The following is a 14576-nucleotide window of genomic DNA, read 5'->3' on the forward strand; positions in this document are numbered from 1 at the left end:
TGGGTCGTGATGCGGCTCGATGCCGTGCACCACGGTCAGACTTGCGCGAACGAAGGAGGCGAGTCGTATGGCCGACGTCTCACATTCGAGGAGTGACCTGTCCGGTCACCCCGATGTCCCCGAGATGCGGGAGCGTTACGCCCGCATGCTCGGTGGACGTGATGTGGCACGCCTTGACGGACCGATGTTCCTGGTCGGCCTGTTCTGTGCTCTGTCGCCCTGGATCCTGCACTTCACCGGCAACCAGCCGGCTCTCGCGGCGCACAACCTCATCATGGGCGCCGCGATCGTCGTCATGGCGGTCGGTTTCACCCTCAATCCGGGGAGGATGAGCCTCCTGACCCGGGCCCTGTGCGCGATGGGAGTGTGGTTGATCATCGCTCCGTGGATCGTCGGCACCAACCCTGACGCCGGGATCATCTGGACCAACGCCGTCGCCGGCGGGATCACCTGCCTGCTCGGTCTGCTGTGCGCGGCCGTGGCGATGAGAAGCGGCCGAAAGGTGTGACCGGAGCGGTCGGTCCGCTCGGGGGCGGGCCGACCGCGGTGGCCGTTCCCTCAACAGCCCGTCACCGCCGGACGGGACCTGGGGGCCCAGCGGGCCGGTGTCGGAACAACTGCCGGTACCGGAAAGGCCGGTCGTCTCAGAACGGCCGGTCGCCCGCGATGGCGACCCGCTCGGCCACCCGGCGGTGCGGCGCGTAGTCGTTGACCGCGTAGTGCTGGGTGGCCCGGTTGTCCCAGAACGCGATGTCGCCGGCCTCCCAGCGGAACCGCACCTGGAACTCGGGCACATGGGCCTGCTGGAACAGCAGTCGCAGCAGCCGGTCGCTCTCCTCGCGCGCCAGCCCCACGATCCGGGTGGTGAAGGAGGCGTTGACGAACAGCATCCGCCGGCCCGTCTCCGGATGACGCCGGACCACCGGGTGCTCGACCGGCGGGAACTGGTCCTGGAACGGCGCCAGTTGAGAAGCCGGGGAGAACCGGGAGAAGCCCGGGATGAAGTCATGGACAGCGCGGGCGTCGTCGATACGGTCCTTCACCTCCCGGGGCAGGTTGTCGTACGCCGCCGCCATGTCGGCCCACATGGTGTCGCCGCCCACCGGCGGTACCTCGCGCAGTTGCAGCACCGCGCCCAGCGCGGGCCGCTCCCGGAACGTCACATCGGTGTGCCAGACGTTCTCGAAGGTGGGCACCGCGCTGCGGTCGAAGCGGACCACGTCCGGGGAGTCACCGGTGGCGAGCAGCGGATTGGTCTCCAGCTCACCCCAGTTGCGCGCGAACGCGCGCTGGTCCTCGGAGGACAGGTGCTGCCCGCGGAAGAAGAGCACCTTCCACTCAAGCAGGGCGCGGTTGATCTCCTCGCGCACGGCCGGGTCCTGCTGACGGGACAGGTCCAGCCCGCGGATCTCGGCGCCGATGACGCGCCCCTGCGGGACGACCTCGAAGCGCTCGTACGGGCGGGTCACCCAGTCCTCCGGGACGCGGCGCAGCTCCCGGGGGCCTTCGTACAGGCCGTCGGCGGGGATGTGGTGCTCGCGCAGTACGGAGGCGGCGGTGGACGCGGTGGATGCGGACGCGACGACGGTCGTGGGGTCGGCGGCGATGGTCAAGAGGTCTCCTCTGGGAAACGGGCCGGCGCGAGGGGCGGGCCGGCCCGGGGCGAGCGGCGGCGGACACAACGCGGGAACGTGCGGAACGCGGGGAGGGAGGACGCTTGAGGGAGCTGACGGATCGGACGGCCCGACGACGGGCCCCCGGCGCTACACGAGCGCGGCGGTGATCAACGACAGTGACAGGAAAGGGCCGGGGGAGATCCCACCCGGCCGCGGCGACGGAGGAAGCCGTAGCCGCGGGGCGCGCACACACCGGGGGAGGCGCTGTGGCGAGGCTCCCCTGCACGGTGGTTCGAGTACGGTCCCATGGGGCGCACCGTACCTCAGTTACACGTGTCCGCGCGCCCCCACCCCTCCTTCGTCTCGTCTGTTGATCTGTTGGCCCGTCCGCCGTTGAGGCCTGCGGGTCAGCCGACCCCGGGTGTGCTCCGGAGCCGCGTCGTGTCCGTCGAGGCACGCGGCCGCGACCTCGTCCGCCATCTCCAGTTCGGCCCGCTCGCCCGCCGGGCCGGCACCCACCCGAGGCCGGCCTTCCTCGCCCAGGACAAGCCGCGATCGCGGCGAGGCGGAGGCGAACTCCTCGCCATGGCTGTGGCTGCCGGGCGTCGAGCGGCAGACCGCGGTTGCGACGCCCGGCACCTGGCCACAGCGGCCAGGATCAGGCGGTCTGCAGTCCCGGGCGTCCCGCCTGCGTCACATAGGACGCGCGGGTCGAGACGGGTGCGCCGGGCCTGGTGACATACGGGAGCACCCGGAAGTCGGCCCGGCAGGTCCCTTGAGTGAGTGAGCAACGGACGTATCCGCGCTGGTAGTTGGTGAACTTGATGTGCGGGTTGGCCGCGAGCAGGCTCGCCCCGGAGGGATCGAGGTCCATGCCGTCCATCTTGGAGGAGATGGAGGTACCGACGAATTCGACGCCGATCGTGGCCGAATCCGGGTCATCGAAGTTCTTCTTGAGGTTGGACGCCAGATGGCGGTGCATGTCGCCGGTCAGCACGACGGGGTTGCTCACGTCCCGGTCGGCGATCTCCTTGAACAGCCGTTGGCGTGAGGCCACATAGCCGTCCCAGAAGTCCATGACGAAGGACTGCCCCGATCCGGTGTCGGTGTCGACCTGGGACACCGGAATCTGCTGGGGGATGAGGTTCCAGGTCGCGTCGGAGCGCCCGAGGCCCTTGTACAGCCACTTCTCCTGCTTCGGGCCGAGGATGCTGCGGCTGGGGCTCAGTCGTTCGTCGCAGCCGCTCTTCGTGCCGTCGCCACAGGGCTGGTCGTCCCGGAACAGCCGGGTGTCGAGCATATGGAACGTGGCCATCCGCCCGTAGCGCAGCCTGCGGTACATCCGGGCGTCGAAGCCCCTCGGCCTGTTGGGCAGGCGCAGCGGAAGATGTTCGTAGTACGCCTGGAAGGCCGCGGCGGCGCGTGCGCGGAAGACCGCCGGGTCCTGGTCCGTCTCGTTGTCGAGCTTGGAGCGGTCGCCCGCCCAGTTGTCCTCGACCTCGTGGTCGTCCCACACGACGGCGAACGGGTGGGCCTGGTGGGCGGCGATGAGATCGTCGTCGAAGTGGTGCAGGGCGTGCCGGTTGCGGTACTGGGTGAGGTTCATCGGTTCGGGGCGCAGCTCGGCGGCGACGGGGACGTTGCGTACGCCGCCCATCGCGTCGATCGGGTTCTCGTAGATGTAGTCGCCGAGATGCAGGACGAGGTCGATGTCCTCGGCGGCGAGGTGGCGGTAGGCGGTGTAGAAGCCCTCGAACCACGCCTGGCAGGACACGAAGCCGAAGCTGAGGGACTTGGGATTGCTGGTGGGCGAGGGCGCGGTGCGGGTACGGCCGACCGCGCTGAGCACACCGCCGGCGCGGAAGCGGTAGTAGTACTGCCGGCCGGGCTCCAGTCCCGACACCTCGACGTGGACCGAGTGGGCGAGTTCGGCGACCGCGCGGGTCACGCCCCGGCGCACGACCTTCCGGAAGCGTTCGTCGCCCGCGACCTCCCAGTCGACGTCGACGGAGCGCGGCGCCATGCCGCCGGCGCCGTCGGGGGCGAGGGGGTGAGGTGCGAGGCGGGTCCAGAGGACGAATCCGTCCGGCCAGGGATCACCGGACGCGACGCCCAGCGTGAAGGGATCCTCACGGAAGCGCTCGGCGGCCCCGGCTCTCGCGGCGGTGAGGCCGCTCGCAGCGAGTGCCAGAGCGGCCGTGCCGGACGCGCCGATCATCGCGCGTCTCCCCAGCCGCCTGGTGCCGTCGATACCACAGTTCATACGCATGAATCCTCGTCCGTCGTGGTGCGTGATCCCCCTGGTGAAAGAGGGATCGACGCGTGATTTAACGTCCATTCATGTGGTAATCACACGGTGAATATCACAAAGGAATCACGCGCCACAAGGGCTCCCGCCGCCGGGAGACAACCCATGTCGCAGCCGACTGTAGGGCGCTTGTATGAGCAGACCGCTCACGCCACGAGGCCCGTGATTGAGCACCTCGGTAACACTCTTGACACTCCTTGTGAGGCGCTCATAGTGTCCACGCCACAGATTTGGGGTTAGATTTCACATCGAGGAAAGGCCGTCTTCACGCCGGTTGCGTACCGGGCCGGTGGCGACGGGTCAGCGACGGTGCCGCGCCGTGCCCGGCGCGAAGGAAGGACGTGCCTGTGTCCGGTCCCTCGGCAGCGGATGTACCCGACTCCGACCCCGCCGAAGGGCAAACGGAATCACCCACCGGGACGCGGACCCTGCGGCCCTACGCCCCGCGCTGCGACCACCGCGTCACCCCGCTGGGCATCGACGAACCCGCGCCGCTGCTCTCCTGGCGCCTGGCGTCCGACCACCGTGGTGACGACCCCACCGCGTACCGGATCCGCGTAGCCGAACGGCCCGAGGACCTCGGCGAGGGCGGCCAACCCCTCTGGGACACCGGCCGGGTGGACGATCCCCACGCGATCGGCGCCCTCTACGACGGTCCCGCGCTGCGGCCCCGTACCCGCTACCACTGGCGGGTCGGCGTGTGGTCGGGCGCGGCGGCGGCCCCCGGCGAGGTCACGTCCTGGTTCGAGACCGCGTTCCCCGCACCGGACACCACAGACGGAGGGAACGGCACAGGAGCCGCCGCCGACGCGTGGCAGGCGTCGTGGATCACGCACGATCCCCGTCCGATCGCCGTCCTGGACGCGCCGACCGAGGGCGAGCGCGCCCTGGACGACCATGGACTCGCCCCCTGCCCCGTCCTGCGCCGCACCTTCACCGCCCCCGCCCCCGCACGGGCCCGCCTCTACGTGAGCGCGCGCGGCCTGTACGAGATCCACCTCAACGGCACCCGGGTCGGCGACGCCGAACTCGCGCCCGGCTGGACCGACTACACCCGCCGCGTCCAGTACCAGACGTACGACGTGACCGACCTGATCCGCAGCGGTGAGAACGTCCTCGCGGCGACCGTCGCCGACGGCTGGTGGAGTGGCTTCGTCGGCTTCGAACCGCGCCGGGCGGGAGCCCACTACGGGCAATTCCCACAGCTCCTGGCCGAACTCCACCTCACCCGTACCGACGGCACCACCACCACGATCGTCACCGACGACACCTGGCGTACGAGCACCGGAACCGTCCGCCACGCGGATCTGCTCATGGGCGAATGCCACGACCTGCGGCGCGAGGCGGAGGGCTGGCGGCTGCCCGGCTTCGACGACACCGGCTGGTCGCCCGCCCTGGTCACGGACGCCGACCACCACCTGCTCGTCGCGTCCGTGGACGAGCCGGTACGGGCGACGACCGAACTGCGCCCCCGCTCGATCACCCGGGTCGGCGACGGCGTCCATGTCGTCGACTTCGGCCAGAACCTGGCCGGCCGCGTACGCCTCAGTATCCCCGCACTGGCCTCCGGCGCGCGCGTGATCGTCCGCCACGCCGAGACCCTGGACGGGGCACAGGGCCTCTACACGGCCAATCTGCGCACCGCGGCCGCCACCGACGTACTGATCGGCGACGGACGCGAACAGGCCGTGTTCGAGCCGCGCTTCACCTACCACGGGTTCCGCTACGCGGAGGTCAGCGGAGTCCCGTGGCTGTCCCGCTCGGGCATCGTCGCGGTGGCCCTGCACAGCGACACCCCGTGGAGCGGCGCGTTCGACTGCTCGGACCCCGACATCCGACGGCTCTACGACTGTGTCGAGTGGGGCCAGCGCTCCAACTTCGTCAGTGTGCCCACGGACTGCCCGCAGCGCGACGAGCGGCTCGGCTGGCTCGCCGACGCACAGGTATTCCTCCCGACGGCCGCGCTCAACGCCGACGTCGCCGCGTTCTTCACCAAGTGGCTGCGCGACGTGGACGACGCCCGCACTCCGGAGGGAGGCTTCACCAACGTCGCGCCGCGCCTCGTCGGCGTCGCCGACGAAGGGGCCCCCGGCTGGGGCGACGCGGGCGTGATCGTCCCGTGGCATCTGTACCGCACGTACGACGACCCGCGCTTCCTCTCCCGCGCGCTGCCCGGCATGCGCGCCTGGGTCGACCTGATCCGCCGCCACAACCCCGGCCTGATCTGGCGCCGGCACGTGGGACCGCACTTCTCCGACTGGCTCGCCCCCGGCGTCCCCACCCCGCGCGACGTCGTCGCCACCGCGTACTTCGCGCACAGCGCCCGCCTCACCGCCCGCGCCGCCGATGTCCTGGGGCAGCGAGAAGTCGCCCGGGAACACCACGAGTTGGCCGATCGCATCCGAGCCGTGTTCAACGAACGGTTCGTGACAACCGGCGGGAGCGAAGGACAGGCGGCGGACGGAGACGAGAGCGCTCCCGCCGCAGAGCCCACCCTGCGCATCGAGGGCGACACCCAGACCGGCTACCTCCTCGCGCTCGCCTTCGGCCTGCTGCCCGAGGACCGCACCGACGCCGCCGCCCGGCGTCTCGCCGAACTGATCGAGGCCGCCGGTCCCGCCCTCCAGACCGGCTTCCTCGGTGTCGCCCTCGCCGCGCCCGTCCTCGACGCGCACGGGCGCGCCGACCTCGCGCACGCGCTGCTGCACCGTACCGAAGTGCCCTCGTGGCTGTTTCCGCTGCGGCACGGAGCCACCACCATCTGGGAGCGCTGGGACGGCTGGACCCCCGAATCCGGGTTCCGCGCCCCGTCGATGAACTCCTTCAACCACTACGCGCTCGGCTCGATCGGGGAGTGGCTCTACCGGGGCGTCGCCGGCCTCGACCAGCGCGCGGACTCCACCGGATACCGGCACCTGGAGGTCCGTCCGCGTCCCGGCGGCCTCAGCCACGCCGACGCCCGGTACGAATCGGCGCGCGGCACGGTCACGGTGCGCTGGGAGCGACACGGTGACACCCTCGCCCTGCGCCTGCGGGTACCTCCCGGGGCCACCGCCGATGTCCGCGTGCCCACCACGGACCCGGGATCGATCCGTGAGTCGGGCCTGGCGCCGGCCGACGCCGAACACCTCGTCCTGCTCGCGACCGGCCCCGACCACGCCGTCTACCGGGTGGCCTCAGGGGTCTACCGCTTCACCGCGGACTTCCCCCCGGCGAGCGCGCAGGCAGACCCACCGTCGGCGGAGCGGTCCGTTCCGTCACTCGCCCCGAGCCGACGCACACTCAGCACGGCGGCACCATCGTTCGCCGGCCCCCATGAGGAGGACACACCATGACCACGGGATCCCCCAGCCTGCCCGGCCGGGCCACGGTCAGCCGTCGAGGGCTCCTCCGTATCGGCGGCGGGGTCACGGCCGCCGCCGCGCTTCCCCCCGTCCTCGCGGCCTGCTCCGGTTCGAGCGGCTCCGACAAGGTCCGTATCGTCGGCGTCGCCGACCAGCAGAAGCCGATAGAGGAACTTCTGCCCCTGTACCGCAAGAGCCACCGCGACTCCACGTTCACCACCTCCTTCGCCCCCACCGACCAGGTGCAGACCGTCGTACGGACCCAACTCGCCGGCGGCAACGCCCCCGATGTGCACGTGCTGTACCCGGGAAGCGGCAGCGCGATGTCCATGGTCGAACTGGCCAAGGCCGGACTCCTCGCGGACCTCGGCGACCAGGAGTGGACCAAGGGCATCCCGGCGAACTTCGACGCCGCGTACCGCAGGGACGGCAAGACCTACCTCTACTCGGCGGGCAGCAGCGTCATCGGCGCCATCTACAACAAGAAGGCCTTCGCCAAGGCCGGCGTCCAGCCACCCAGGACATGGAGCGAACTGCTCGACGTCTGCGCCGAGTTGAAGGCCAAGGGCGTGGTGCCGATCGCCCTCGGCGCGCAGACCCCCTGGGTCACCCAGCTGATCACGTACGCGCTGGTGCCCAACGCCGTCTACGCGGCGAACCCGAAGTTCGACGACGAGATGGCCGCCGGGCGTGCCACCTTCGCCGACTCGGGCTGGGCCGACGCCCTGGGCAAATACCAGGAGTTGCAGCGCAAGGGCTTCTTCAACGACAACCCCAACGGCACCACGTACGAACAGCAGACCTCCATGGTTGCGAGCGGCAAGGCGGCCATGGCGGTTCAGGTCTCCGCCGTACTCGCCAACTTCCGCGTCGCCACCGCGACCCCCGACAACCTGGGCATGTTCCCCTTCCCTGGCGGTGACGACCCCCGGAAACAGTGGATTCCGGCGGGCATCGTCGTAGGTCTCGGCGTCGCCGCGAAGGCCAAGAACGTGGCGAAGGCCAAGGAGTTCATCGCCTTCCTCGGCAAGCAGGAGAACATCGACCGCTGGGCCACCGCCGTCTCGGCGATCCCGTTCAAACGCGGTCCGTCGACCAAGATCGACCCCGTTCTGACCCAGTTCCTGCCCATCATCGACGGCAATCGCGCCGTCCCCTTCATGGACCAGCGCTGGCCCAACGCCGAGGTGCAACCCGCCCACTTCGCGGCCGTACAGGACCTGCTCGCGGGCAAGACGGACGTCAGGGGAGCGCTGGGGCAGATGGACCAGGCCTACGGGAAGAAGTCGTGAACTCCCTTCCCAAAACGACCACTTCGGGCACTCCCGGCCCTCCCGGGCCCGGTACACGCAAGTCCGGGACGCCCGCCGGAGGAGGGAAGGCAGGGCGGTCCCTGCGGACCCGGCTGCGACTGCGCGACGATCCCACCGTGCCGCCCTGGATCTTCGTCGTCCCGGCGCTCGTCGTGTACGCCGTCGTCGTCCTCTACCCGAGCCTCGCCGGAGTGGTCTACGCCTTCACCGACTGGTCCGGCGTCGGCGGCTTCTCCTTCGTCGGCCTGGGCAACTTCCGCACCCTGCTGGACGACGACCGCGCCCTGGAATCCGTCAGCAACACACTCCTGCTCACCATCGCCGTGGTCGTCGTCCAGAACGGCATCGGCCTGCTGCTCGCGCTGGGAGTCCACGCGAACATCAGGTCGCGTTCGCTGCTGCGGGTGATCTTCTTCGCTCCCGCCGTCGTCAGCCCCGTCATGGTCGCGTTCCTCTGGAAGTACGTCTACAACCCCGACAACGGCGCCGGTCTCAACGCCGTCCTCGGCGCCGTCGGCCTGGGGGGACTGCGCCAGGACTGGCTCGGCAACCCCTCGCTCGCCCTGTGGTCCATCGCCGCGATGGTCGTGTGGCAGTACGCCGGATACTCGATGGTCATCTTCCTCGCCGGACTCCAGGGCGTGCCCGCCGAGCTGCACGAGGCGGCCAGAATCGACGGCGCGGGAAACCTCCAGCGCTTCCGTTATGTCACCTGGCCGCTGCTGGCCCCGGCCCTGACCATCAACCTGATGCTGTCGACCATCGGCGGCCTCAAGCTCTTCGACCAGGTCTACGCCGCCACCAACGGCGGACCCGGCACCTCCAGCGAGACCCTGTCGACCGTGCTCTACAAGGAGGCCTTCGTCTACGGCAAGTTCGGCTACAGCACCGCCGTCGCGCTCGTCCTCGCGCTGTTCGTGGCCGCCGTCTCCCTGGTCCAACTCCGTTACCTGCGCGCCCGGGAGGTCACCGCGTGAGCACCACCGCCACGACCACCGCCCCCGCGCCACCCGCCCGGCGCGGGCGGAAGCCGAACTACGGACGCTACGGCCTCGAACTGGTCATGATCGCCGCCGCGGTCGTGTTCCTGTTCCCGGTGTACGCGCTGATCACGCTCGCGATGAAGGACCCGCGGCAGATCTCCGAATCGCCCCTGGCGCCACCGGTCCCGCCCACCCTGGCCAACTTCGGTGACGCCTGGACCTCCGCGTCCCTCGGGCCCGCCCTGCTCAACAGCACGATCATCACGGTCACCAGCCTGCTGACGCTGATCGTCCTCGGTTCCACCGGCGCGTACTACCTCGCCCGGTGCGCCCGCGGACTCGGCTACGGGCTGTACGTCCTGTTCCTGCTGGGGATCGTGCTGCCGTTCCAGCTCGGGATGATCCCGCTGTACAAACTGGTCGACGACCTCGGCTGGCTCGGCACGTACCAGGGCATGGTCTTCTTCTACACGGGCATCCAACTCCCCTTCACCGTCTTCCTGTACACCGGATTCATCCGCGCACTGCCCCAGGACTACGCGCAGGCCGCCCTCATCGACGGCTGCAACCACCGGCAGGCGTTCACCCGGATCGTCTTCCCCCTGCTACGGCCCATCACCGGCACGGTCATCATCCTGAACGCGGTCTTCATCTGGAACGATTTCTTCACGCCACTGCTCTACCTGGGCGGATCGGGCAAGGAAACCGTCCCGGTGGGCGTGTTCTCGTTCGTCGGCCAGTACGTCTCCGACTACGGTCTCGTCTTCGCGGGCCTGGTCCTCGCGGCCCTGCCCATCCTGGTGGTGTTCCTGCTTCTCCAGCGTTATGTGATCAAGGGTTTCGCTGGTGGGCTGAAGGGCTGAAGGCAACTCGATGACGTACGTACGACTCCCCGCGGGGGTCGAGGCCGTCCTGGCCGAGCCACCGCGCGCCTTCTCACCCACCGCCATCTGGTGGTGGAGCGGGGAACGGCTCGACCGCGCCCGGCTGCGGGACCAGCTCGAACGATTCGCGGACGGCGGGGTGTTCAATCTCGTCCTGCTCAACCTGGCGCCGTCGGGACCGCTGTACGGATCCGACGCCGACGATCCGCCGTTCCTCTCCGAGGAATGGTGGGAGCTGCTCGACGGAGTGTGCGAGGACGCGCACGAACTCGGCGTCAGTCTCTGGTTCTACGATCAGCTCGGGTTCTCGGGCGCGGACATCCAGGCGTGCCTGGTGGACGAACAACCCGCCTACGCCGGGCGCCGGCTCGAACGGGTGCGCGTGGTGGTCGACAGCGATGGCGGTGACGGTGAAGACGGTTCGCGATGGCCCGCGCACGGGCGGCCCGTCGCCGCCCACGCCGTCCCCGTCGACTCGGACGACCGGCCCACCGGCCCCGCCGTTCCGCTCGACGTGGCGGACGATTCCGTACACCCGGCGGGAGTTGTACGGGCGCCGGGTCCGGGGCGCTGGCGGCTGACGCTCCATCACCATGTGACCCGCGGCTTCGACTATCTCGGCGCCGACGCGTGCGCGGCGCTGCTCGACCGGGTGCACGGCGCGTTCGAGCGACGTCTGGGCGGCCGGCTCGGGAAGGTCGTGGTCGGTTCCTTCCAGGACGAACTGCCGTCTCTGCCCAGCTGGTCGACGGCGTTCGCCGACGCCTTCCTGCGCTCGCGCGGCTACGACCTCACCGAATGCCTCGACGCCCTGTACGACGACAGCGCGCACCCGGACACCCGGCGGATCCGGCGCGACTACCACCTGACCCGCGCGGAACTCGCCGAGGAGGCCTTCTTCCGGCCGCTGGCCGCGTGGCACGACCGGCACGGGCTGCTCGTCGGCTGCGACCAGCAGGACCCCGCGCGCGCCGGACACCCCGTCGCCGGGGTCGAGTTGTACGCGGACTACGCCCGTACCCACCGCTGGTTCTCCGCGCCCGGCTCCGACCACCACGGCGACGCCCGTATCCACTCCTCGCTCGCCCACCTCTACGGCCGGCCCCGCACCTGGATCGAGGCCTTCCACTCCACCGGCTGGGGCGGCACGCTGGAGGAGACCTTCGACTGGCTCCTGCCGTGGCTGCGCGCGGGCGCCACCCTCTACAACCCGCACGCCGTCTACTACACGACCAAGGGCGGCTGGTGGGAATGGGCACCGCCCGGCACCGACTGGCGCCAGCCGTACTGGCGGCACCACCGCGTCTTCGCCGACGCCGTGGCCCGGCTGTGCGCGATCCTCAGTCTCGGCAGCCATCTGTGCGACATCGCGATCCTGCTGCCCACCACCACCGCCCAGGCCGGCACCGCCCTCGACGGTGTCTCGGCCGAGGCGGAGCGGGCCCAGGCGACCTATCTCGAACTGGTCGGGGACATGACCTGGTTCCGCACCCGGGCGGGTGCGGTCGACCGTCTCGGCCACGACGCCGACGTGATCGACGACGCGTCCCTCGTACGCGCCGAGCTGGGAGCCGACGACGGTGAGGTACGCCTGCGTGTCGCCGAGGAGGCGTACGGGACGGTGCTGCTGCCCGCGTGCACGGTCCTCGAAGAGGACACCGCGCGCCGGCTGGTCGAGTTCGCCTCGGCCGGGGGGCACCTGATCGCGATCGGCGCCCTCCCGGACCATGTCATCGGCCCCGGCGCGGGCGCCGCCCGGGACGCGTTGCGCGCCTGCTTCACCGACGGGCGGGCCGTCTTCGTTCCCACGGCCGACGACCTCACGGATCTGACGGACGGCCTGGACGCGGTGCTGGACACGCCCCACCCGGTCGTCCGCGCCCCGGTCCCCGCACTGGCGCGCCGGGTGGACGAGGCGACGGTGGTGTTCCTGACCGCGGCCACACCGCGCGCGACGCGGGCGGCCGTGACCGCGCCCGAGGAGCGAGGCGCCGCTCAGGGCTGGATCGATGCCCGGTACGACTTCGACCCCGGCCGTTACGCGCGCACGGCCCGCGTGCGGGTACGGGACGTGGCGGGCCCGGCGCTCCTGCTCGACCCGTTCGGCGGCGCCCTCCGTACCCTGCCGTCCTGGCGGGCCGAGGACGACGTACGGGCCGTGGAGGTCGACGTACCGTTCGACGCGGGACCGGCGGCGGTGCTGGTCTTTCCCGGGCGGGCGCCGTCCACGGAGAGCGAGACTCCCGCGGCGTATGGAGGTGGGGCGACCGGGACGGACCCGGTCGGTGTCACGGTCGAGATCCCTCCGGACTCGGACTGGGACATGACACTGATCCCGACCCTGGACGACACCTGGGGCGACTTCGGGCGCCCCGCGACCGGTCCGCCCACCGGCCCCGCCGTCACCGAACTCCGTACCTTCCGGCACCGGGTGGAAGGTCCGGGCGAGGACGGCGTACGGGACGGCTGGGCCGTTCCTGGCCGCGCCGACGACTGGACCGGTCCGCCGGTCCACGCGACCTTCGGGCCGCGCGCGCTCGTCCTCGACGCCGACGGCGAGCCCCGGTCGGCCCCCGAGTGGTCCGACAGCCGGGGCATCCACAAGGACCCCGTCCACCGTGACGTGCTGGGCCCCAAGGGCCATGTGCCGGAGGAGTTCGTCCGCATCGGTCCGACGACCGGCGGGACCGTCGCCCGGGTACGGACCGACCTGCTGCTCGAGGCGGCCTTCGACGGACACCTCGCCGTCGGGGCGCCCGCGGCGAAAACGGCGCGCCTCGACGGCGCGCCGGTCGAGTGGGACGACGCCGGCCACCTCGCCATGGGACCGGTCCGGCTGGACGTGGGCCGGCATCTCCTCGAACTGGACCTGACGCCCGATCAGGACACCGATCTGCGCGCGCATGTGGCACTCGTCCACGACCCGGAGCGCTACCGGCGCCCGGAGTGGATCCTCCCGGCCGGTCCTCGCCGGGACGGTGCCCGCGTCGTCGTCGGTACGACCCTGCCGCTGTCGGCGATCCCGGCGCGGGCAGTGGTCCAGGTCGCCGCACCCGGGCTCTGCGTCCTGCGGGTGAACGGCCACGTCGTCGGCAGGCAGGGCGGGTTCGAACCGTATGCCGAACATGTGGTGTCGCGTGTACGACGGCACGACATCGTGGCGGCCCTGCGCGTGGGGGACAACGACATCACCGTGGAGACGGCGGACGCGGCCGATTCCGCCGTCCAGGTGGACGCCGTCTTCTCCGGTACGGACGGTGAGCGCGAAGGTCGTACCGTGACCACGCACAGCGACGGCACCTGGTGGGCCGAGCGCGCCGGCGAGCGGGTGCCGGTCGTGGTGCGCCGCGAGCAGGTGGGGGACCCGGCCGCGCTGTACCTGCGCCGCAGGCCGCATCCGCTGCCCGGCGCCGCCTGGCTGGACCCGGACGCCGACGACGGCACGGTGGTACCGGTCGGGTTCGCGGTCCCGGGGGAGCGGACACCGGTGGAGTGGCTGTGGTGCGAACTCCCGCCGGGAGCAAGCCGGTTGATGGCGGATGTGCATGGAGAGGCCACGGTGTTCGTCGACGGCCGTGAGCGTCGGACGACAACGGCTCCCGGCGGCGGAGGCACCCACGGATTGACGGTCGACCTGTCGGCGGACGGCCCCGCGGGGCCGCGCACCGCCGCCCTGCGGGTGGAGACCCGGCCCGGCTACGAGGGCGGAGCCGCGCTGGCCGGCCCCGTACGGTGCGCCGTCGGCCGGGGTCTGATCCGCACCGGGGACTGGGAGTCGCACGGACTCGCCGAGTACAGCGGCGGTGTCCGCTACCGGCGCCTGGTGACCCTGCCCGCCGAAGCCGCCACCGGGCGGGTGTCACTCGACCTCGGACGGGTGCGCGGCACGGCGGAAGTGTCGGTCGGCGGCGTCGCCGCCGGGGTGCGGGTGTGTTCGCCGTACGTGTTCGATGTGACGGGCCTGGCCGGGCCCGGGGCCAACACGGTCGAGATCACCGTGTTCGGAACACTCGCACCGCACTTGGACGCGGTGAGCCCGACCCACTTCATCTTTCCGGGGCAGCGTGTCACCGGACTGATGGGACCCGTGCGGCTGCACCTTCTCCCGGATGGGGCACGGAAGTAGCG

General features: G+C 71.0%; 8 protein-coding genes. 6 read left to right on the plus strand and 2 right to left on the minus strand.

Translation table 11 applies throughout. The features are described from left to right. Positions 1 to 67: 67 nt before the first annotated feature. Positions 68 to 508: an SPW repeat protein gene (locus ACIOJD_RS15155; RefSeq protein ID WP_401912940.1), complete on the plus strand. Its 441-nt coding sequence runs from the start codon at positions 68 to 70 to the stop codon at positions 506 to 508. 136 nt (positions 509 to 644) lie between these two features. Here ACIOJD_RS15155 and ACIOJD_RS15160 read toward each other — a convergent pair whose 3' ends face one another. Together ACIOJD_RS15160 and ACIOJD_RS15165 are read right to left on the minus strand one after the other, a co-directional pair. Then, on the minus strand, positions 645 to 1613 hold the full coding sequence (locus tag ACIOJD_RS15160) for a TauD/TfdA dioxygenase family protein (RefSeq protein ID WP_401912943.1): 969 nt from the start codon (positions 1611 to 1613) through the stop codon (positions 645 to 647). Positions 1614 to 2274: 661 nt separating this feature from the next. Continuing rightward, positions 2275 to 3879, minus strand: a complete 1605-nt coding sequence (locus tag ACIOJD_RS15165) for an alkaline phosphatase D family protein (protein ID WP_401912945.1) — start codon at positions 3877 to 3879, stop codon at positions 2275 to 2277. Positions 3880 to 4265: 386 nt separating this feature from the next. Between ACIOJD_RS15165 and ACIOJD_RS15170 the strand changes: the two genes are divergently transcribed. From ACIOJD_RS15170 to ACIOJD_RS15190, 5 genes are all read left to right on the plus strand, one after another. Further along, the gene (locus tag ACIOJD_RS15170; protein ID WP_401912948.1) at positions 4266 to 7259 is read left to right on the plus strand and encodes a family 78 glycoside hydrolase catalytic domain; all 2994 of its coding nucleotides are present in this window, start codon (positions 4266 to 4268) and stop codon (positions 7257 to 7259) included. After that, on the plus strand, positions 7256 to 8560 hold the full coding sequence (locus ACIOJD_RS15175) for an ABC transporter substrate-binding protein (RefSeq protein ID WP_401912951.1): 1305 nt from the start codon (positions 7256 to 7258) through the stop codon (positions 8558 to 8560). The genes ACIOJD_RS15170 and ACIOJD_RS15175 overlap by 4 nt, the downstream gene beginning before the upstream one ends. 137 nt (positions 8561 to 8697) lie before the next feature. Next, positions 8698 to 9558, plus strand: coding sequence for a carbohydrate ABC transporter permease (locus ACIOJD_RS15180; RefSeq protein WP_401912954.1), 861 nt, complete (start codon positions 8698 to 8700; stop codon positions 9556 to 9558). Continuing rightward, positions 9555 to 10427: a carbohydrate ABC transporter permease gene (locus tag ACIOJD_RS15185; RefSeq protein WP_401912957.1), complete on the plus strand. Its 873-nt coding sequence runs from the start codon at positions 9555 to 9557 to the stop codon at positions 10425 to 10427. Before ACIOJD_RS15180 ends, ACIOJD_RS15185 begins: the two co-directional genes overlap by 4 nt. A 10-nt stretch (positions 10428 to 10437) precedes the next feature. After that, positions 10438 to 14574, plus strand: a complete 4137-nt coding sequence (locus tag ACIOJD_RS15190) for a hypothetical protein (protein WP_401912959.1) — start codon at positions 10438 to 10440, stop codon at positions 14572 to 14574. Positions 14575 to 14576 lie beyond the last annotated feature (2 nt).

Origin of the sequence: Streptomyces sp. NPDC088116 (assembly GCF_044741745.1) — a bacterium.
Lineage (GTDB): Bacteria > Actinomycetota > Actinomycetes > Streptomycetales > Streptomycetaceae > Streptomyces.

Excerpts from the sequence above, each read along its gene's own strand:
- ACIOJD_RS15165 (WP_401912945.1), bottom strand. The coding sequence starts at position 3,879 with ATGAACTGTGGTATCGACGGCACCAGGCGGCTGGGGAGACGCGCGATG.
- ACIOJD_RS15190 (WP_401912959.1), top strand. The coding sequence starts at position 10,438 with ATGACGTACGTACGACTCCCCGCGGGGGTCGAGGCCGTCCTGGCCGAG.
- ACIOJD_RS15175 (WP_401912951.1), top strand. The coding sequence starts at position 7,256 with ATGACCACGGGATCCCCCAGCCTGCCCGGCCGGGCCACGGTCAGCCGT.
- ACIOJD_RS15155 (WP_401912940.1), top strand. The coding sequence starts at position 68 with ATGGCCGACGTCTCACATTCGAGGAGTGACCTGTCCGGTCACCCCGAT.